This window comes from Micromonospora sp. Mcm103, from assembly GCF_024519755.1.
In the GTDB taxonomy this organism is placed as follows: domain Bacteria; phylum Actinomycetota; class Actinomycetes; order Mycobacteriales; family Micromonosporaceae; genus Micromonospora; species Micromonospora aurantiaca.
Map to the genome: position 1 here is coordinate 86,552 of NZ_JALJRJ010000020.1, position 19,738 is coordinate 106,289.

The 19,738-nt window shown below is 74.4% G+C and carries 21 protein-coding genes and 1 pseudogene; 14 read left to right on the top strand and 8 right to left on the bottom strand.

The window, feature by feature from the left end; translation table 11 throughout:
* Positions 1-31 precede the first annotated feature (31 nt).
* Both OC439_RS23275 and OC439_RS23280 read left to right on the top strand, forming a co-directional pair.
* A complete protein-coding gene (locus tag OC439_RS23275) occupies positions 32-976 on the top strand; it encodes a sugar phosphate isomerase/epimerase family protein (RefSeq protein ID WP_262015289.1) in 945 nt (314 codons plus the stop codon).
* 73 nt (positions 977-1,049) lie between these two features.
* Entirely contained in the window at positions 1,050-1,670 is a 621-nt protein-coding gene (locus OC439_RS23280) for a class I SAM-dependent methyltransferase (protein WP_262015290.1), read from the top strand.
* 40 nt (positions 1,671-1,710) lie between these two features.
* On the opposite strand, the gene OC439_RS23285 is transcribed toward OC439_RS23280, so the two are convergent.
* Together OC439_RS23285 and OC439_RS23290 are read right to left on the bottom strand one after the other, a co-directional pair.
* Positions 1,711-2,220 (bottom strand): pyridoxamine 5'-phosphate oxidase family protein, encoded by a 510-nt coding sequence (locus tag OC439_RS23285; protein WP_262015291.1) that lies wholly within the window; start codon positions 2,218-2,220, stop codon positions 1,711-1,713.
* Between the two features lie 39 nt (positions 2,221-2,259).
* Positions 2,260-3,279: a LacI family DNA-binding transcriptional regulator gene (locus OC439_RS23290; RefSeq protein WP_135240037.1), complete on the bottom strand. Its 1,020-nt coding sequence runs from the start codon at positions 3,277-3,279 to the stop codon at positions 2,260-2,262.
* 103 nt (positions 3,280-3,382) lie between these two features.
* On the opposite strand from OC439_RS23290, the gene OC439_RS23295 reads away from it, so the two are divergent.
* The 9 genes from OC439_RS23295 to OC439_RS23335 all read left to right on the top strand — a co-directional run bounded on the left by OC439_RS23295 (position 3,383) and on the right by OC439_RS23335 (position 12,060).
* Positions 3,383-4,534 carry a Gfo/Idh/MocA family protein gene (locus OC439_RS23295; protein WP_262015292.1) on the top strand — a complete coding sequence of 384 codons (1,152 nt, stop codon included), beginning with the start codon at positions 3,383-3,385 and terminating at the stop codon, positions 4,532-4,534.
* The gene (locus OC439_RS23300; RefSeq protein WP_262015293.1) at positions 4,531-5,694 is read left to right on the top strand and encodes a dihydrodipicolinate synthase family protein; all 1,164 of its coding nucleotides are present in this window, start codon (positions 4,531-4,533) and stop codon (positions 5,692-5,694) included. The genes OC439_RS23295 and OC439_RS23300 overlap by 4 nt, the downstream gene beginning before the upstream one ends.
* Positions 5,691-6,530 carry a sugar phosphate isomerase/epimerase family protein gene (locus OC439_RS23305; RefSeq protein WP_262015294.1) on the top strand — a complete coding sequence of 280 codons (840 nt, stop codon included), beginning with the start codon at positions 5,691-5,693 and terminating at the stop codon, positions 6,528-6,530. Before OC439_RS23300 ends, OC439_RS23305 begins: the two co-directional genes overlap by 4 nt.
* A gap of 74 nt (positions 6,531-6,604) precedes the next feature.
* A complete protein-coding gene (locus OC439_RS23310) occupies positions 6,605-7,771 on the top strand; it encodes an SGNH/GDSL hydrolase family protein (protein WP_262015295.1) in 1,167 nt (388 codons plus the stop codon).
* Between the two features lie 64 nt (positions 7,772-7,835).
* Entirely contained in the window at positions 7,836-8,420 is a 585-nt protein-coding gene (locus tag OC439_RS23315; protein WP_262015296.1) for an RNA polymerase sigma factor, read from the top strand.
* A complete protein-coding gene (locus OC439_RS23320; protein WP_262015297.1) occupies positions 8,417-9,229 on the top strand; it encodes a zf-HC2 domain-containing protein in 813 nt (270 codons plus the stop codon). The genes OC439_RS23315 and OC439_RS23320 overlap by 4 nt, the downstream gene beginning before the upstream one ends.
* A gap of 73 nt (positions 9,230-9,302) precedes the next feature.
* On the top strand, positions 9,303-10,100 hold the full coding sequence (locus tag OC439_RS23325) for an ABC transporter ATP-binding protein (protein ID WP_262015298.1): 798 nt from the start codon (positions 9,303-9,305) through the stop codon (positions 10,098-10,100).
* Positions 10,097-11,449, top strand: coding sequence for a hypothetical protein (locus OC439_RS23330; protein WP_262015299.1), 1,353 nt, complete (start codon positions 10,097-10,099; stop codon positions 11,447-11,449). Before OC439_RS23325 ends, OC439_RS23330 begins: the two co-directional genes overlap by 4 nt.
* Entirely contained in the window at positions 11,446-12,060 is a 615-nt protein-coding gene (locus OC439_RS23335) for a hypothetical protein (protein WP_262015300.1), read from the top strand. The genes OC439_RS23330 and OC439_RS23335 overlap by 4 nt, the downstream gene beginning before the upstream one ends.
* 41 nt (positions 12,061-12,101) lie before the next feature.
* Here the strand turns inward: OC439_RS23335 and OC439_RS23340 are convergent, their stop codons facing one another.
* The 4 genes from OC439_RS23340 to OC439_RS23355 form a co-directional block, all read right to left on the bottom strand.
* Positions 12,102-12,527: an integrase gene (locus OC439_RS23340; protein ID WP_262015301.1), complete on the bottom strand. Its 426-nt coding sequence runs from the start codon at positions 12,525-12,527 to the stop codon at positions 12,102-12,104.
* 56 nt (positions 12,528-12,583) lie between these two features.
* Positions 12,584-14,506 (bottom strand): beta-propeller domain-containing protein, encoded by a 1,923-nt coding sequence (locus OC439_RS23345; protein WP_262015302.1) that lies wholly within the window; start codon positions 14,504-14,506, stop codon positions 12,584-12,586.
* Between the two features lie 120 nt (positions 14,507-14,626).
* Positions 14,627-14,923 carry a MoaD/ThiS family protein gene (locus tag OC439_RS23350; protein WP_135240025.1) on the bottom strand — a complete coding sequence of 99 codons (297 nt, stop codon included), beginning with the start codon at positions 14,921-14,923 and terminating at the stop codon, positions 14,627-14,629.
* Positions 14,920-16,035, bottom strand: a complete 1,116-nt coding sequence (locus OC439_RS23355; protein ID WP_262015303.1) for a WD40/YVTN/BNR-like repeat-containing protein — start codon at positions 16,033-16,035, stop codon at positions 14,920-14,922. The genes OC439_RS23350 and OC439_RS23355 overlap by 4 nt, the downstream gene beginning before the upstream one ends.
* A 169-nt stretch (positions 16,036-16,204) precedes the next feature.
* Here OC439_RS23355 and OC439_RS23360 point away from each other — a divergent pair, with 169 nt between their 5' ends.
* The gene (locus tag OC439_RS23360) at positions 16,205-16,615 is read left to right on the top strand and encodes an MmcQ/YjbR family DNA-binding protein (protein WP_262015304.1); all 411 of its coding nucleotides are present in this window, start codon (positions 16,205-16,207) and stop codon (positions 16,613-16,615) included.
* A gap of 1 nt (position 16,616) precedes the next feature.
* Here OC439_RS23360 and OC439_RS23365 read toward each other — a convergent pair whose 3' ends face one another.
* Positions 16,617-17,153, bottom strand: a complete 537-nt coding sequence (locus OC439_RS23365; protein WP_262015305.1) for a GNAT family N-acetyltransferase — start codon at positions 17,151-17,153, stop codon at positions 16,617-16,619.
* Positions 17,154-17,261: 108 nt separating this feature from the next.
* Here OC439_RS23365 and OC439_RS23370 point away from each other — a divergent pair.
* Positions 17,262-17,651 (top strand): annotated as a pseudogene (locus OC439_RS23370) (alpha/beta hydrolase); the annotation flags it as partial.
* 480 nt (positions 17,652-18,131) lie between these two features.
* Complete coding sequence (locus tag OC439_RS23375) at positions 18,132-18,548, top strand: ASCH domain-containing protein (RefSeq protein ID WP_262015325.1); 417 nt, start codon at positions 18,132-18,134, stop codon at positions 18,546-18,548.
* A 25-nt stretch (positions 18,549-18,573) separates the two neighbouring features.
* Here the strand turns inward: OC439_RS23375 and OC439_RS23380 are convergent, their stop codons facing one another.
* Entirely contained in the window at positions 18,574-19,701 is a 1,128-nt protein-coding gene (locus tag OC439_RS23380) for a CaiB/BaiF CoA transferase family protein (RefSeq protein WP_262015306.1), read from the bottom strand.
* Positions 19,702-19,738: the final 37 nt, after the last annotated feature.

Sequence of the window (19,738 nt, forward strand, 5' to 3'; positions counted from 1 at the left end):
GTCGGCGCACAGGCGACGAAGGAGTACGACGATGTGCTACGGATTCGACGGACAGGCCGCGCTGCGGCAGTCGCTGGACCGGCGCGACCTGCTGCGCGGCTCCCTGGCGGCATTGGCCGGAATCGGGCTCGCCACCGGGCTCGGCGCGACTGCCGCCCAGGCCGGCGGCGGGCACCACCACGGCCGGCGCCCGGTGCCGAAGGAACTGATCAGCCTCCAGCTCTGGACCGTCCGCGACGCGCTCAACGGCTCGCCCGGCTACGACGCGACGCTGGCGCACCTGGCCCGCATCGGCTACCCCCGGGTCGAGCTGGCGCTCGGCTACTTCGGCCGTACCGCGCGGGAGCTGCGCCGTTTCCTGGACGGCATCGGCATCAAGGCCAGTTCCAGCCACGACGGCATCGCCGCCGACGCCGCCGCGCTGGACCAGAAGATCGCGAACGCCCGGACGCTGGGCCAGCGGTTCATGGTGGTGCCGTACCTGAACTCCGACCGCGAGGACGACTGGAAGCGCTGGGCGGAGCAGATGAACGTCGAGGCCACCGTCGCGCGCAAGGCGGGCCTGCGGTACGGCTACCACAACCACGCGCACGAGTTCACCATCGACTTCGGCAACGGGCGCCGACCGTGGGACGTGCTGACCGAGGAACTCGACCCGCGCCTGGTCCACCTGGAGATCGACATCTACTGGGCGGTCACCGGCGGCATCACCTCCGGCGAGGGCGTCGACGACCCGGAGGGCTTCACGCTCGACGTGATCCGCTCGGCGCCACAGCGGGTGTTGCAGTACCACGTCAAGGATCGCGACCCGGCCACCGGCGACATGGCCGACCTGGGCACCGGGATGATCGACTTCGCGCGGATCTTCCGGGGGCACCAGGTGATGGAGTACATCGTGGAGAACGACACCCCTGATGTAACGCCGCAGCAGACCGCCGCCGTCGGCTACCGCTACCTGCGCCGCCTGCGGTTCTGACCCCCGGCGGGGCACTGATCGCCGCCGGACGTGACACGCTCGGGGGTGGCCGCGCCGACCGAGGGGGTACGCGATGACCGACGAGCCGGACGACGTCCACTACGACCGCCTCTACCGGGCCACCGACCGGCCGCCCTGGGAGATCGGCGGCCCGCAGCCGGCGCTCGCCGCGGTCCTCGACACCGGGGTACGCGGCCCGCGCGTGCTCGACGTCGGCTGCGGCACCGGTGAGCTGGCGCTCACGCTGGCCCGCCGCGGCCACGACGTGACGGGCGTCGACATCTCACCGGTGGCTATCGACCAGGCCCGGGCCAAGGCTGCCGCGGCGGGTCTGCCGGTGCGCTTCGAGGTGTGCGACGCGACGGCGATCCCGGTGCCGCCGGTGCCGTACGACTCGGTGTTCGACTCCGGCCTGCTGCACTCGCTGGACCGGCGGGGCGCTGCCGTACGCGACTACCTGGCGCTGCTGCCGCGCCTGACCGCGCCCGGCGGCGTGGTGTTCGTGCTGGCGGTCTCGCCGGACGCGGGCGAGGGCTGGGGCCTGGACGCGGACACGCTGCGCTCGGCCTTCCCCGACCCGCTCTGGACGCACGTCACGATCGAGCCGATCGACGTGCTCGCCGAGGTCGGCGGCGCGGACCTGCGCCTGGCCGGCAACCTGCTGCGCGCCACCCGCTCCCCCGCCGGCCCGTAGCGCGCCCGCCGCGACACCACCGAAAGGACGGTGAGCGGCGTCAGCGACGCCAGTGCTGGCGTGGGGCGTAGCCCTCGCGGCGCAGCCAGTGTTCGGTGTAGACGATCCGGTCGGCCTCGATCACGACGAGCGGGTCCTCGGGCGGCTCGGACAGCGACCTCCCCCGCTCGGCGTGTTCGTTCTCCCACCGGAACGCGGCCCAGTGGCGGGCCCGGTCGGGGTGCTCCGGGCCGAGTACCCGGGCGGTGCCGAACACCTGGGCGCCGCGGCTGCTGGCCAGGCCGACCAGCGGCGCGAAGACACCCACGGACACCCGCGGGTCGGCGGCGATGTTGCGCATCTTCGGTGAGCGCGGCGCGGCGGTGAACATCAGCGTGAAGCCGAGCGGGTAGTAGCGCACCGGCGTGGCCAGCGGCCCGTCCGGCCCCACCGTGGCGAGCACGCACATGTTCTGCGACGACAGCAGGTTGAGGATGCGTTCCTCCAGGCGGTCCCGGTCCAGCTTCCTCGTCGGCGTCGGTCCGGTCAGCCAGGGGTTCGTCAGCGGCACGGCGCGTCCTCGATCATGACGGCACCCTACCGGCCGGGCTCAGGCCACAGGCGCGGTGCTGGCGCGCAGCACCACCTCGCCGGGCAGGCGCACGATCCGGCGGCGGCGACCGGCGTTCTCGGTCAGGGCCAGCTTCATCGCCTCCTCGCCGAGCCGGTGCAGCGGCAGCGCCACTGTGGTCAGCGGCGGGGTGAGGTCACGCACGACCGGGATGTCGTCGAAGCCGGCGACCGAGACGTCGCCGGGGACCGACAACCCGCGGTCGCGCAGCGCCGCGTACGCGCCGACGGCCATCACGTCGGTGCACGCGAAGACGCAGGTGGCGTCGAGCCCGCGGTCGAGCAGCTCGGTCATCGCCCGGTAGCCGCCGTCGCGGGTGAACGCCGCCTCGGCCACCGCGCCCGGGTCGAGCGCCACACCGGCGGCGGCCAGCTCGTCGCGGAACCCGCCGAGCCGGTCGGCGACAGTGGTCAGCTCGGGCGGACCGGACAGCACCGCGAAGCGACGGTGCCCCAGGCCCAGCAGCGTGCGGGCCAGCTCGGCGGCGCCGGCCCGGTTCTCCGGCAGCACGCTGTCGACCTTCAGGGTGCGGTGCCGGCTGACCACCGCGACCCGGCCACCACCGTCGAGGTAGGGCGCCAGCTCGGCGGCCATCGCCCGCTCCCAGCGCGGATCCTCGAAGCCGGAGCCGATGAGCAGGATCGCCGGGGCGCGTTCGGCGCGCAGCATCGACACGTACGCGATCTCGCGTTCCGGGTCGCGGAAGGTGCTGGCGAGCATGACCAGCAGGTCGTTGTCGGCGGCGACCCGCATGACGCCGCCGGCGACGGCGGCGAAGTAGGGGTCGGTGACGTCGTGGCAGACGACGCCGACGCTGCGCCGGGACGCGCCGGCCAGCGCGCGGGCGTGGGCGTTCGGGGTGTACGCGAGGCGCGCGGCGGCGGCCAGCACGCGGTCGTGCAGGTGCGGGGTGACACGCCTGCCGTTGAGCGCCCGGGAGGCGGTGGCCAGGGAGACGTCGGCCGCTCTGGCCACGTCTTCCAGCGTCACGTGCGACATCGATGCGTCTCCCTGCGGAACGTCTTGACCCGGTGTTCCGGCCTGGCTACGGTAGCACCCTGAAAGCGCTTACTGAAAGCGCATTCACCTGCGGGGAGGCCCAGTGGAACGCACGTCCGTCGGCATCATCCTCAACGGCGTCACCGGCCGGATGGGCTACCGGCAGCACCTCGTCCGGTCCCTGCTCGCCATCCGGGACCAGGGCGGCGTGCCGGCCCGCGACGGCAGCCGCATCTGGCCCGAGCTGACCCTCGTCGGCCGCGACGAGAACCGGCTCGCCGCCGTCGCCGCCCGGCACGGACTGACGGCGTACACGACAGACCTGGACGCGGCGCTCGCCGACGACGCCCACCAGATCTACTTCGACGCGCAGGTGACCACCGCGCGGGAGAAGGCGATCCGGGCGGCGATCGAGGCCGGCAAGCACGTCTACACCGAGAAGCCGCTCGCCGAGGGGTTCCTCGCCTCGCTGGAGCTGGCCCGGCTCGCCGCCACCAAGGGCGTCCGCAACGGTGTCGTGCAGGACAAACTGTTCCTGCCCGGCCTACGCAAACTCAAGCGGCTCGTCGACGGCGGCTTCTTCGGCCGGATCCTGTCCGTGCGCGGCGAGTTCGGCTACTGGGTGTTCGAAGGCGACTGGCAGGCCGCCCAACGTCCGAGCTGGAACTACCGCGCCGAGGACGGCGGCGGCATCACGCTGGACATGTTCCCGCACTGGCACTACGTGCTGGAGCAGATCATCGCCCCGGTCACCGCCGTCACCGCTGTCACCGCCACGCACATCCCCGAACGCGTCGACGAGACCGGCACCCGCTACCGGGCCACCGCCGACGACGCCGCGTACGGCATCTTCGAACTGGCCGGTGGGATCGTCGCGCAGGTCAACTCCTCCTGGGCGGTCCGGGTGCACCGGGACGAACTGGTCGAGTTCCAGGTCGACGGCACGCACGGCAGCGCTGTCGCCGGGCTGCGCGACTGCCGCATCCAGCACCGCGGCGCCACCCCGATGCCGGTGTGGAACCCCGACCTGCCGGTCACCGAGCCGTTCCGCGCGCAGTGGCAGACCGTGCCGGACAACGGCGAGCACGACAACGCGTTCAAGGTGCAGTGGGAGGCGTTCCTGCGCCACGTCGTCGACGACGAGCCGTTCCCGTGGGACTTCCTCGCAGGTGCGCGCGGCGTGCAACTCGCAGAGGCCGGGCTGCGCTCGGCCCGCGAGGGGCGGCGGGTGACGATCGAGGAGATCCCCCGGTGAGCGCACGCATCACGCTGCCCACACCGGACGGCGGCACCGAGAAGCTGACGCTGCGCGAACCGCCCGCGTGGCAACGACCGTCCGGGCCGCCGGCCGGCCGGATCGCGTACGCGGCCGCGCACGTCGTCGCCGACCCGTACGCCGACAACTCCCCCGGCCGCCCGGCGGGGCTGGACTGGGACGCGACGCTCGCGGTGCGGCGTGATCTGTGGTCGTGGGGCCTCGGTGTGGCCGAGGCGATGGACACGGCGCAGCGCGGGATGGGGCTGGACTGGGCGGCCACGCGTGAGCTGATCCGGCGCAGCGCCGCCGAGGCCGCCGCCTGCGGCGGACGCATCGTCGCCGGGGCCGGCACCGACCAGCTCACCGGCGTCCCCGGCACGCTCGACGAGGTGGTCGCCGCGTACGCCGAGCAGGTCGCGGTGGTCCAGGAGTGCGGTGCCACGCCGGTGCTGATGGCCAGCCGGCACCTCGCCGCGCTCGCCACCGGCCCGGACGACTACCTGCGCGTCTACGAGCGGGTGCTGCGGGAGGCCGGCGCGCCGGTGGTGCTGCACTGGCTCGGCGACATGTTCGACCCGGCGCTGTCCGGCTACTGGGGTTCGACCGACCTGGACGAGGCCACCGCCACGTTCGCCGCGCTGGTGCACGCCCACGCCGACCTGGTCGACGGGGTGAAGGTGTCGCTGCTGGACGCCGGCCGGGAGGTGCGGCTGCGAGAGCTGCTGCCACCGGCCGTGCGGGTCTACACCGGCGACGACTACCACTACCCGGAGCTGATCGAGGGCGACGGGAAGCGGTTCAGCCACGCGCTGCTCGGCGCGTTCGCGGCGATCGCCCCGGCCGCGTCGGCGGCACTGGGACGGCTCGACGCGGACGACAGGGCCGGGTTCCGGGCGATCCTGGACCCGACGGTGCCGCTGTCCCGGCACCTGTTCGCCCCGCCCACGCCGTACTACAAGACCGGCATCGCGTTCCTTTCCTGGCTCAACGGGCGGCAACCCGGCTTCACCATGGTCGGCGGCCTGCACGGCGGGCGCGGCGTCCCGCACCTGGTCCAGGCGTTCCGGCTGGCCGACGCCGCCGGGCTGCTCGGTGACCCGGAGCTGGCGGCGCGGCGGATGCGCGCGTACCTGGACGTCGCGGGCGTGCCCGGATGACCGCCGATGCTCGGCTGGCGCGGCTGTCGCTCAACCAGCGCACCACGCAGCGCTGGTCGGTGGCGCAGGCGGTCGACGGCTGTGTGCGCGCCGGCGTCCCGGCGATCGGGCTGTGGCGTGAGCCGGTGGCGGAGATCGGCGTACCGGCCGCCGCGCGGCTCGTCGCCGACGCCGGGCTGCGGGTGTCGTCGCTGTGCCGGGGCGGGTTCCTCACCGCCGCCGACGCCGCCGGACGGGCCGAGGCCCTAGCGGACAACCGGCGCGCGATCGACGAGGCCGCCGAACTGCGTGCCGCCTGCCTGGTGCTCGTCGTCGGTGGCCTGCCGCCCGGCTCACGCGACCTGGCGGGCGCGCGGCAGCGAGTCGCCGACGCGCTGGCCGAGCTGGCGCCGTACGCGGCCGAGCGCGGGGTACGCCTCGCGCTGGAGCCGCTGCACCCGATGTACTGTGCCGACCGGGCGGTGCTGTCCACGCTCGGACAGGCGCTCGACCTGGCCGAGGCGTTCCCGGCCGAACAGGTCGGCGTCGTGGTGGACACGTTCCACGTCTGGTGGGATCCGGACGTGTGGCGGCAGATCGCCCGCGCCGGGGCACGGATCGCGAGCTTCCAGATCTGCGACTTCCTCACCCCGCTGCCGGCCGACGTGCTGCTCGGGCGCGGCATGATGGGCGACGGGCACATCGACTTCCCGCCGCTGCGCCGCGCGGTGGAGGCCGCCGGCTACACCGGTGACGTCGAGGTGGAGATCTTCAACGCCGAGGTGTGGGCCACCGACCCGGACGTCGTCCTCGCCACCATGACTGCCCGGTACGTGGACCGGGTGCTCACGGACTGACCCAGCGTCACGAGTCCGGCCTGTCGGATAAATCAGGTGGCCGCTCGCCCGAATCCGGGGGCAGGATCGGGATCATGGGATCCCCGCACCTCACCACCCCGATCACCACCGACCTGCTGCGCGGCGCGCTCGACCTGGAACAGACAGCGGACGGGGTGCTGCCGCACCGGCTGCCCGCGTGGGCCCGGGCGCAGAACGTCGACCCGCAGCTGACGATGGCGGAGGCGATGCCCTCGGGCGTACGGCTGGTGTTCCGCACCCGCGCCACCGTCGTGGAGCTGGACGTACTGCCGATGAAGATGGTCTACCGGGGCACCGGGCCGCGTCCGGACGGCCGCTACGACCTGGTCGTCGACGGACACCTCACCGGGCAGGCCACCGCCGACGGCGGCAAGGTGCTCACCGTCGACCTGGCCACCGGCACGTCCGGCGTCGAGCCGGGCCCGGTCGCCACGGTGCGCTTCACCGACCTGCCCGCCACCGACAAGGAGGTGGTGATCTGGCTGCCGCAGCGGGAGATCACCGAACTGGTGGCCCTGCGCACCGACGCGCCGGTCGAGCCGGCCGGCACGGGCGTCCGCCGGATGTGGCTGCACCACGGCAGCTCGATCAGCCACGGCTCGGACGCGGAGAGCCCCACCGGCACCTGGCCGGCGATCGCCGCCACGCTCGCCGGCGTGGAGCTGGTCAACCTCGGGTTCAGCGGCAGCGCTCTGCTCGACCCGTTCACCGCGCGCGCGATGCGCGACACCCCGGCCGACCTGATCAGCGTCAAGATCGGCATCAACGTGGTCAACGCCGACCTGATGCGGCTGCGCGCGTTCGGCCCCGCCGTGCACGGCTTCCTGGACACCATCCGGGAGGGGCATCCGGAGACCCCGCTGCTGGTCGTGTCGTCGATCCTGTGCCCGGTCCAGGAGGACACGCCCGGCCCTGGCGCGGTCGACCTCGTCGACGGCCGGGTGCGGTTCCGGGCCACCGGCGACCCGGCCGACGTGGCATCCGGCCGGCTCTCGCTGCGCGTCATCCGCGCCGAGCTGGCCCGGATCGTGGCGTCCCGGGCCGGCGCCGACCCGAACCTGCACTACCTCGACGGGCTGGAGCTGTACGGCGAGGCCGACTACGCCGAACTGCCGCTGCCCGACGAGCTGCACCCCGACCCGACCGCCGACCGCCGCATCGGCGAGCGGTTCGCCGCGCTGGCGTTCGGACCGAAGGGACCGTTCGCCGCACCGGAGTGACGGACACCCACCCACGGCGCGGTGTGACCCAGGTCACGCCGCGCCGTGATCCGTCGGAGGTGCCGTGAACGACCATCTAGGCGTGGGAGGAAGCCAACAGGACGAGGAGCGACTGCTGCGGCGGGTCGCGCGCGCCGACCTGGACGCGTTCGACGAGCTGTACCGGCGGACGTCGCCGTGGCTCGCGATCCGGCTGCGGCGGCGGTGCGCCGACGACGGCATCGTCGCCGAGGTCCTCCAGGACACGTACCTCACGGTGTGGCGGGCCGCCGGCTCGTTCAGCGGGCTACGGCGCTCCGACGGCGCGGACGCGCCGGGTGGTTCGGCGGCCGGCTGGATCTGGACCATCGCGGCCCGGCGCCTGGTCGACGCGCTGCGCCGCCGCGCCCGGGTGCAGGAGGTGCCGACCGACGTCCTTCCGGTCCGCAGCACGCCGGCCGCCGAGGACGAGGCGCTCGCCGGGTCGTTCGGCTCGGAGGTGGGCGCCGCACTGGACGCGCTGGCCCCGGAGCTGCGGGCGGTGCTCGCCGCGATGGTCCTGGACGGACTGACCGTCCGGGAGACCTCCGTCCTGCTGGGGGTGCCGGAGGGCACCGTGAAGAGCCGGGCGCGGCGTGCCCGCAACGCGCTACGGGAGGCACTGGCATGACCGCTCACGTTCCCCCGCCGGCACTGGCCGCGTACGCGGCGGGCAGCCCCGACGACGCCACCACCTGGACGATCGAGGTGCACCTGGAGGGCTGCGCCGAGTGCCGCGACCGGCTCGGCGAGCTGGCCGCCCCGCCACTGCGGGCGCTGCTCGGCGACGCCCGGGTGACGATCCTGGAACAGGCCCGCACCGGGCCGCAGCCGGTGCGCCGGCGCCCGCTGCGACGGTGGTGGCTGCGCTGGACCGACTGGTCGCTGCTGGCCTGGGCGGCCATGACCTGCACGGCGATCCTCGCCGCGGTGCTGCTGGACCGCAACTACCCGGAGCAGCCCTCGGCGGTGCTGCTGCTCGCGCCGGTGGCGCCGCTGGCCGGGCTCGCGGTGGCCTGGTCCCGCCGCGCCAACCCGAACTGGGAGGTGGTCGCCGGCACCGCCCGCGCCGGGATGGAACTGCTGCTTCGCCGTACCCTCGCGGTTCTGCTCCTGGTCGCGCCGGTGCTCGCGGTGGCCGGGCTCGCCGTGGGCCGCAACCCCGCGCTGTGGCTGCTGCCCTGCCTGACGTTCACCGCCGCGACGCTGCTGCTCGGCAGCCGCGTCGGCGTGCCGCTCGCCGCCGCCGTCCTCGGCGGCGGCTGGCTCACCGCGGTCGCGGCCGTGTCGTTCACCGGCGACACCGACGCGGCCCGCGCCGCCGCCGCGACCGAGGCCCTGCTCCGGCCCGCCACCATGCCCGCCTGGGCGGCGGCCGCCGTCGTGCTCACCGCGCTGACCGCGCTCCGCGCCGAACACCTGCGGCGGCCCGCCGGCTGACGCCGGCCCCCGGAACCACGCCACGGCGCCCCGCCGGCGCCGTGGCCCACCCTGCCCCGAGAAGGAGACGACATTGGTACGCGCAGTGAGCGCCGACGAGGTGGCGCCGACCCGGCACGCCTGGCGGATCGAGGCGGTGGGGCTGTCGGTGAAGGCCGGGCGGCACCTGGCCGTCGACAACCTGGGCCTGACGCTCGGCGCCGGCGTGCACGGGCTGCTCGGCCCGAACGGCGCCGGGAAGAGCACCCTGATGCGTGCGCTCGCCACAGTGGTCAAGCCGCACGCCGGCGTGCTGCGGCTGCTCGGCGCGGACGCCACCGCGTCGCGTGAGCTGCGGCCGGTGCGCCGCCGGCTCGGCTACCTGCCGCAGCAGTTCGGCTACTACCCCCGGTTCACCGTCCGGGAGTACGTCGAGTACGTGGCCTGGCTGCGGGAGATGCCCGCCTCGGCGGTGCCGGGCGCGGCCCAGCGGGCCATCGACCGGGTACGCCTCACCGACCGGGCCGACGCCAAGCTCAAGTCGCTGTCCGGCGGCATGCTGCGCCGGGCCGGCATCGCCCAGGCGATCGTGAACGAACCGGACCTGCTGCTGCTCGACGAACCGACTGTCGGCCTGGACCCGGAACAGCGGGTCGAGTTCCGTGAGCTGATCCGCGAACTCGGCGCGGACGCCTGCGTGCTGGTCTCCACCCACCTGGTGGAGGACGTGGTCGCGGCCTGCTCCGACGTCATCCTGATGGATCACGGCGCCCGCGTGTTCCAGGGCCTGCCCGCCGACCTGGTCCGCCACGGCGAGACCGGCGGCGTCGGCGACAGCGCCGCCGAGCGCGGCTACTCATACCTCCTCCAGCAGCACCGGAGCGCCCGATGATCCGACAGGTACGCGTCGAACTGCGCCGCTCCAACGCGCCGGTCGTGGCGGTGCTGCTGATCGCCGTCGGCGTCCTCGGCACCGCCAGCATGTACGACTTCTGGCAGGGACAGTGGCTGCGGCTGGGCTACGTGCACGCCTCCAACGTCTTTTTGCTGATGCCGCTCGCGCTCGCCGGTGGCGCGGTGCTCGGCCGCCGGGACCGCCGTACCCGCGCCGACGAACTGATGAACAGCACCGGCCGGCCCCGCTGGCAGCGCGCGCTGCCGGCGATGACAGCGCTCGGCGTCGCCGCCGCCGCCGCGCACCTGCTCGTGGTCGCCGCCAGCGCGGCGGTGATCGCCTCCGGCGGCGCCTACCTCGGCGTACGCGGATTCGCCGGGCCCCTGATCGACGTGCTGGTGCTGGTGGGCGCGGCCTGGGTCGGCGTGGCGGTAGGCCGGCTGTGGTCCTCACCGCTGCTGCCGCCGCTGCTGGCCGCCGCCGGCCTGGTGGCGCAGGAGGGCACCGCCATGCTCGGCGGTCCGGCCGGTAGCCGACTGACGAACGCGTCCCTCATGATCTCCTGGCCGCCGGACACGCCGTGGGAGACGCTGTCCGACCGGCTGCTGCTCAGCCGCCTGGCGCTGGGTGTCGGGCTGGTCCTCGCCGGACTGCTGCTGACGGCGGGCCGGTCGTGGCCGCTCCGGGCCGGCGCGGCGGCGAGCCTCGCCGCCGGTGTCGCGGGACTCCTGCTGATCAGCGCACCGGGTCCGGCCGGCATCTGGCAGCTCGACCAGTCTGCGCGCCGCTACGTCTGCGCCGACGGCACGCCGCAGGTGTGCGTCACCGCCGTCAACGCGCACCTGCTGCCCCAGATCACTCCCGAGGCCCGCCGCGGGCTCGACGCGCTGGCGAAGCTGCCGGACGCACCGACCCGCGCGGTGGAACTGCGGCTGGACACCATCGGCAGCAACGACAGCGAGCAGTGGCACCGGCCCAAGCCGGCCCCGGACACCGTGCAGTTCCTCCTGGAGGTCGACCCGGACAGCGGCCGGGTCGCCGACGTGGCCGAGCGCATCGCCCTGGGCGGCGGCACCATGTGGTACGGCTGCGGGCGCAGTGGCGACGACATCGCCCCGGCGATCGTCGCGGCCTGGCTGCTCGACGCCGAGACCGTACGGCTGTGGGACTCCTGGACCGGATACCGGTACGCCGACGAGCAGCAGGAGGAGATCCGGGCCGGGGTGCGGCAGCTGCGCGCCCTGCCCGGGCCGGAGCAGTTACGGCGGGTCACCGCGTTGCGGGACGCGGCCGCGCGGTGCGAGCCGGACCTGATGCCGGCGCTCACCGGACGGGCCGCGCCGTGACCCGCTGGCTGCCGCTGTACGTGCGGTCCCGCCGGCTACCCGCTGCCCTGGCCGGATCCGCTGTCGCCGTCGCCGTGATGGCCGCCGCCTGGTCCGCCTTCACCGACCGCCCCGAGGTGCCCGCCGGCCTGGCCGTGCTCACCACCGCGCTGGCGGTGGCGCCGCTCGGGCCGACGCTCGCCGGCACCGACCCGGCGCTGGAGCGGACCGCCGCGTGGCAGTGGGCGCCGCGCCGGGCCGGGCACCTGCTCGGGTACGGCGCACTGGTGGTCGGCCTGCTGGCCGCCGCCCGCGTGCTCGGCGCCGACTTCGGGCCGCTGTCCGTGCTGGCCCGCAACACCGGTGGCCTGATCGGGCTGGTCGGACTCGGTGCCGCGCTCGCCGGAGCACGGGCCGCCTGGCAGGTGCCGACCGCCTGGGCCGCGCTGGGCGCGTTGCTGGTCGCGCCGGGCGGGCCGGAGTGGCGGCAGGTGGCGCTGTGGATGGCACAGGAGCCGGGCAACCGGATCGCCGCGGTCACCGCCACGACGTTCCTGCTCGGCGGCGTGGTCGCGTACGCGCTGCGGGTGGGGCCGCAGGTCGCGGCGGCCGAGGCGGCGCTGGAACAGTGACGTGCCGGACCTCGTCGCGCTCGTGGCGCGGCGAGGTCCGGTCAGCCGCCGTTCGTGGCGGCCCCTGCCGACGCGACGCGCCGCGTCGGGTCGCCGCCCTCCGGCCCGCGCAGCCGGTCGGTGAGCAGGAATCCGGGCAACCGGAACCGCGATGCGTGCTCCCGTTCAGCAAGCGGGTATGTGCCGCCGCGCCGCTCGGGCTGCCATCCGTGCCGCAGGGCGTACTCGACGACGGCGCGTACGTCGGCCGGCGTCGGGTAGGCGTCGTCGACGGCACAGGGTAGCCAGGGTGTCCCCCACGTGGTCGACAGCAGGTCCGCCTGGAGCGCCTCGCATGTCTTCCCGCCGCCCCAGATCCGGAGCCGGATGCAGCGGTGGCAGTCGGCGTCGCCCCGCACATGCCGGATCTCCGCCCGCCAGGTGAAGGCGCGCCCGTCGATCCACAGTCGCCGCAGTCGTTTACGCACGGCCCGATCATCCGGGACGACGCCCGCACCCGCCACGGGGTTTCGTCGAGTCGGGGTCAGGTCAGCGGCACCCAGGCCAGGGTGGTCATGCCGGACAGGGCGGTCGCCTTGAGGCCGGCGTCGGAGACCGTCCAGAGCACGCCGTCGACCATCAGCGAGCGGCGGATCGGCGCCCACTCCCTGCCGTCGCCGGCCAGGACGCCCGGGTGGTCGACCGCACCGGCCACGGTGAAGCCCTTGTCGCCGACGCGCAACGCCAGCACGCCGCCGGACGGGGTGCCCTTGACGCCGTCGGCGCGGTCGGTGACCACGCCCGGCCGGGTCACCGGGATCACCACCAGGCGCTCCGGCTCCCAGTACAGGAACGCGTGCGGGTCGTTCTCCGCCTCGGACCAGCCGCCCGGGACATGGTGCTGAGCGATCCGGGCCGGCCGGGCCGGGTCGGCCACGTCGAACAGCGACACCTGGGTGCCGGTCACCCGACCCTGGCCGGTCGCGTCCTGGCCGACGCCGATCAGGCGGCCGTCGCCGGCCGGGTGCAGGTACGCCGAGTACCCGTTGATCTTCAGCTCACCGGTCACCCGGGGCGCGGCCGGGTCGCGCAGGTCCACGCCGTACAGCGGGTCGGTCTGCCGGAACGTGACCACGTATCCGGTGCCGCCGACGAACCGCACCGCGAAGATCTGCTCGCCCTTGCCGAGGCCGGTGACCGCGCCGACCCGCTTCAGCGTGGCCCCGTCGGCGCGCAGCACGTAGACGCCGGACTGGGAGGACCTCTCCCGCCGCCACGTGTCGCCGGTGGTGGTGGCGACCCGCAGGTGACCGTCCCACTCGGACAACGCGTACTGGTCGATCAGCCAGCCGGGCACCGACCCGGCGGCGACGAAGCGTGGCGTTGCCCCCGCGGTGTCGAACTGGTAGATCTCGGTGCCGGCGTCACGCGCCCCGGACGGCGCGCCGCGCCACGTCCGCCAGCGCTGGTCGTTGGCGACGTAGAGGCGCGGACCGTTGCTGTAGACGGTCTCACCGTCGGCGACCACGGTGACCGGGTCACCGGCGTCGAGCGCGGACGCGCCCAGGTCGAAGCTGAGCACCGTGACCATCGAGGCGCCGGAGAAGCCGGCCGGCCGGCTGACCCGGTCGCAGCCCACCCGTCCGGTGCCGACGGTCCGCACGCCGTCGCGGATCTCGTAGCGGGGCAGCCAGTCGTCGAGCGCAGCCTTGTCGATGATCGCCCGGTTGGCCGCGATCCGCTGGGCGTCGGTCTTGCGGTCGGAGCGGAAGGGGAAGTCGAGCCGGGGCGCGGACCGGATCACCACCCGGGCGGTCGTGCCGGACTGCCGGGCGTCGACCAGGAGACCGTCGATCCGGTACTCCCCGACCACGCGGGGCGGTCCGGCGAGGTCCAGCAGGACCAGCCGGGCCTGCGGGGTCCTGCCCGGGCGGGTCTGCCCGTCCGGTACGGGGCCCTTGACGATCCGTCCCGCGTGCAGCAGCACGAGCGCACGGTCGCCGTGCAGCAGCAGGCTCCCCTCGTCACCGGCGAACCGCTCGGCATCGGGATCGAGCGCCAGCCGGCCGGTCACGCGGCGGCTCGCCGGATCGACCACCGACAGCACGCCCCGGGTGACCGTGACGATCCGCCGCCCGTCGGTCTTGACCATGTCCGGTTCGTCCACACCGGCCTCGTGCACGTTGGTGCCGGAGTGAGCCGCCGCGCCCGCGTCCTTGGCGGCGCCGCCGAGCGCCGTCGCCCGTTCCGCGCTGAACTGCCGGAGGACGTCCGGCCCGAAACCCCACGGGCCGACCGCCGCCTTCGCGGCCGTGCGGAGCTGCCGCAGCGCCTCGTCGCAGCCGTCGAACGCCACCAGCCGCAGCCCGCCGGCCGGCACGACCTGCCCGGCGGGCGGGCCGGCGGCCGGCGGGTCGGCGGCCGGGGGCGACGCGGTGCAGCCGGCGAGAGCCAGCGCGGCGGCCATCGTCCATCCAAGCGTCCGGGGTCCGTGACCTGTCATGCCGGTCAGACGTGGCGGTGACGGGCACGGTTCCCGGCCGCGCCGCTCAACCGCCGATCGGTGCGCAACCGCCGGTCGCGCCGCTCAACCGCCGGCCATCGCGCCGAGCACGATGAACGGCTCCTTGCCGGCGACCACCTCCTCCGGCAGCGGCGCGTCCGGGGACTCGTTGGAGAGGTCCAGTTCGCAGGCGTAGAAGCGGACGAACGGCCGGCGCTGCCCGCTGTGCCGGTCGCGGATCGTGCCGAGCAGCATCGGGTACGCGGTCTCCAGGGCGTCGAGCACCTCCCGCTGGGTGGGCGGCCCGGCCACCTCGACGCGTACCTCGCCGGCGACGTGCGCCAGGTTCTTCAGGTGCGCCGGCAGCACCACCCGGATCACGGCAGCACCTGGACCTCGACCGAGAGCACGGCCGGCAGGTCGCGCACGATCGGCGCCCAGGTGTCGCCGCCGTCGGCCGAGTGGTAGACCTGCCCGCCGGTGGTGCCGAAGTAGACGCCGCACGGGTCGAGCGTGTCGACGGCCATCGCGTCGCGCAGCACGTTGACGTAACAGTGCGACTGCGGCAGGCCCTCGGTCAGCGGCTCCCAGTGCTCGCCGCCGGTGCGGCTGCGGTAGACGCGCAGCTTGCCCTCCGGCGGGTAGTGCAGCGAGTCGCTGGTGATCGGCACCACGTAGACCGTCTCCGGTTCGTGCGCGTGCACCGCGATCGGGAAGCCGAAGTCCGTCGGCAGATCGCCGCTGACCTCCCGCCAGTTCGCGCCCGCGTCGTCGGTGCGCATGACGTCCCAGTGCTTCTGCATGAACAGCGTGTCCGGCCGGGACGGGTGCTGCGCGAGACGGTGCACGCAGTGCCCGACCTCGGAGTCGGTGTCCGGGATCTCGCCCGAGCGCAGCCCTTTGTTGATCGGCAGCCAGCTCGCGCCGCCGTCGTCGCTGCGGAACGCGCCGGCCGCCGAGATCGCCACGTAGATCCGGTCCCGGTCGGCCGGGTCGAGCAGGATCGTGTGCAGGCACATCCCGCCCGCACCGGGCTGCCACGACGGGCCGGTCGGGTGCTGCCGCAGGGCGGTCAGCTCGGACCACTTCTGGCCGCCGTCGGTGCTCAGGTAGAGGGCGGCGTCCTCGCCGCCCGCGTACACGGTGTCGGGGTCGTGGCGGGACGGCTCCAGGTGCCAGATCCGCTTGAACTCCCACGGCCGTGGGGTGCCGTCGTACCAGAGGTGCTGCCCCACCTCGCCGCTGTAGGCGAAGTCGTTGCCGGCCGTCGTCCAGGTCCGGCCGCCGTCGTCCGAGCGCTGGATCAGCTGCCCGAACCAGCCGCCGGACTGGGACGCGTACAGCCGGTCCGGTTCGACGGGTGAACCTGTCAGGTGGTAGATCTCCCAGCCGCCGAAGTGCGGTCCGTCGACGGTCCAGTCGTCACGCTTGCCGTCCGAGGTCAGGATGAACGCGCCCTTGCGCGTGCCGACAAGTACTCGTATGCCGCTCATGTCTCGTCCTTCCGTCCTGAAGGGGGTTCTCCCGGCACTGACCGTGCGGCTCACCGAAACTCATCGCTGTCGTACTCCCCGTGTACGACATTTCCTGGTCGGACGCCCTACGGCGGGGTCGCCACGCCGGTGCGGCCGGAATGTCGGGGGCTGCGGCTAGCCTGCGCACATGACCGGCCCCGGAGACGTCCCACCCGAGCACCTCGACCGACTGCGGCCGGTCTGCCTCGGCCTGCCGGAGACCTACGAGGAAGCGGCCTGGGTGGGCGTGCGGTGGCGGATCCGCGGCCGCACGTTCGCCCACGTGCTCACCGTCGACCCCGGCCACCAGGCGGCGTACGCGCGGGCCGCGGCGACCGACGAGCCGGTCTGCGTGATGACGTTCCGCTCCCCCGGCGACGAGATCGCCGGGCTGCTCGCGGCCGGGCCGCACTTCTTCAAGCCGGACTGGGCCGCCGACGTGGTGGGCCTGCGGCTGGACGCGGACACGGACTGGACCGAGGTCACCGAGCTGCTCACCGAGAGCTACTGCGTGCTGGCCCCGAAGAAGCTCGTCGCGCTCGTCGACCGGCCCGGCTGAGTCAGCCGAGCTTCTTGCGCAGCGTCTCGAACGCCAGGTCCGGCCGCAGCGGCACACCGAACCGCTCGTCGCCGTACGGGAACGGGCTCAGCTCGCCGGTGCGTACGTAGCCGCGCCGCTCGTACCAGGCGATCAGGTCGTCGCGCTGGACGATCACCGTCATCCGCATTTCACCGGCGTGCCACTGCTCGGCGGCGTAGCGCTCGGCCTCGGCCAGCAGCTCCCGGCCCAGGCCGCCGCCCTGCCGGCCGGGGGCGACAGCGAACATGCCGAAGTAGACGTGGTCGTCGCGGCGTTCCAGCTGGCAGCAGGCCACCAGGTCGCCGTCCTGCTCGGCGACCAGCACTACGCCGCCCGGGCCGGTGACCGCCGCGGCGACCATCTCCGGGTCGGTGCGCTGCCCGGCCAGCAGGTCCGCCTCGTGGGTCCAGCCCTGCCGGCTGCGCTCACCCCGGTACGCCGACTCGATCAGGTCGACGAGGGCGGTCACGTCCTCGGCGCGGGCGACCCGGACGGTACGGGATGCGGGGCTGGTCATGGCGGTTCTCCACGGTCGCGGCGACGTACCTGGTCAGCGTACGCACGCGGGTGTCCCGGACGGCGACCGGGACCACCGGGCGGGACGGTTCGTGGTTCACTGCCCGGCATGGAGACGATTGTCGGCGCGGCGGGCCTGCCGGCGGTCCTCGACCTGCCGGCCGGGCCGGTACGCGGCGGCCTGGTGGTGCTGCACGGCTCGCACGCCGGGCAGCGGTCCTACTTCCTCTACGAACACCTGGCCCGGCTGCTGCCGCCGGCCGGGATCGCGGTGCTGCGCTACGACCGCCGCCCCCGGATCGACGGGCACGACGTGCCGCTGGCCGACCAGGCCGACGACGCGTCCGCCGCGCTCACCGAGCTGCGCCGGCACGTCGGGACGGCCCCGGTCGGGCTCTGGGGGTTCAGCCAGGGCGCGTGGGCGGCGGCGCTGACCGCCACCCGGCACCCGGTCGACTTCCTCGTCCTCGTCGGGTGCAGCGCGGTGAGCCCCGCGGTCCAGATGCGCCACGGCACCGCCGAGCAGCTCCGCCGCAACGGCTACGGGCCGGCCGACCTCGCCGGGCTGGCCGAGCTGCGCCGCGTCGCCGAGGGGTACCAGCGCGGCGAGGTGCCGCGCCCGGTGGCGCAGGCGGCGATCGACGCGGCAGCGCGGCGGCCGTGGTTCCCGCTGGCGTTCCTGCCCGAGCAACTGCCCGCCACGCCCGGCACCTGGACCGACATGGACTACGACCCGGCGCCGGTGCTGGCGCGGCTGACCTGCCCGGTGCTGCTCTGCTACGGCGAGACGGACGCGTGGATCCCGATCGAGGACAGCCTCGCGGTGTGGCGGCGGGCGGCCCGCGACGCGGAGCTGACGGTGGCCCGGCTGGCCGGCTGCGACCACGCGCCCACGCACGGCGAGGGTGAGGACCTGGACAGCGTCAGCCCGCAGTACGAGCGGGTGCTCCTGGACTGGCTCGGCCGGACGCTGCCGCGCATGGACGCCGACCTGCCCACCTTCGAGTTCGCCTTCCCCGGCCCGCTGCGCGACCAGCTCGTCGCCGCGGTACTCGACGGGAGCAAGACCACCACCACCGGGCTGCTCCAGGACTACGAGATCGAGGGTGAGCCACTGCCGGCAGTCGGCACCCGCTCGGCGGTCATCGACTCCGAAGGGCGGCCGGTGGCGGTGATCGAGCTGGTCGAGGTCCGCGTCGCCCGCCTCGGTGACGTCGATCTCGACCACGCCCGGGACGAGGGCGAGGGGTTCGAGACGGTCGCCGCCTGGCGGGCCGGCCACGAGCGGTTCTGGCACGGCGACGACTACCGCGGCTGGCTCGGCGACCCGGCGTTCACCGTCGACGACGACACAGCGGCCGTGCTGGAACGCTTCCGGCTGGTCGAGACGCTCTGACGGCGGCCCGGGCTGATCGCGCGGTTCACTCCGCGGCGAGCCAGGCGCGCAGTTCGGCGCCGTGCTCGTCCAGCTCCGGGGGCGGCAGGTCGTAGCGGGGCGGCGCCCCGGACAGGCCGATCGGGTTCCGGATGCCCGGTACCCCGCTGGTCGTCACCACCGGGTCCAGGCCGAGCCTTTGCGCCAGCGCCACCCCCTCGGCCACCGAGTTGATCGGGCTGCACGGTACGCCCGCGGCGCGCAGCTCGGCGAACCAGTGCCCGCTGCCGCGCCGGGACAGCGCCGCCACCAGCAGCGGCCGCAGCTCGTCGCGGTGCGCGACCCGGTCGGCGTTGCGGCGGAACCGCGCGTCGTCGGCCAGCTCCGGCACGCCGAGCACCCGGCAGAGGGTACGGAACTGGCCGTCGTTCCCGGCGATCACCACCAGTTCGCCGTCGGCGGTGGGCAGCGGCTCGTACGGCACGATGCTCGGGTGCGCGTTGCCCATCCGGTGCGGGGCCGCCGCACCCGCGACGTACGCGCTGGTGTGGTTGACCAGCCCGGACAGCGCCGAGGAGAGCAGGTCCACTGTGACGTGCTGCCCGCGCCCGGTCTCGTCGCGGTGCCGCAGCGCGGCCAGGATCCCGACCGCCGCGTGCAGCCCGGCGATCACGTCGAACACCGCCACCCCGGCCTTGTAGGGCGGGCCGTCCGCGTCCCCGGTGAGGCTCATCAGCCCGGCCGCGGCCTGCACCATGAGGTCGTACCCGGGCAGGTCGGCGCCCCCGGCGTCGCCGAAGCCGCTGATCGAGGCGTACACCAGGCGGGCGTTGCGGGCGGTGACCGTGTCGTGGTCGAGGCCGAAGCGGCGCAGCGCGCCCGGACGGAAGTTCTGGATCAGCACGTCCGCCCGGTCAGCCAGCCGGTGCGCCAGCGTCAGGTCGCCGGGATCGGTCAGGTCGAGCACCAGTGAGCGCTTGTTGCGGTTGACCGCCAGGTAGTAGGTGGAGACGTCGTCGCGAACCGGGGGCCGCCAGCCGCGGGTGTCGTCGCCGCCGGGCGCCTCCACCTTGACCACGTCCGCGCCGAGGTCGGCCAGGAGCATCGTCGCGTACGGGCCGGCGAGGATCCGGGAGAAGTCGGCGACCAGCACCCCGTGCAACGGACCCGACATGCCACCCTCCCTCGCCGCCGACCACGATGACACATAC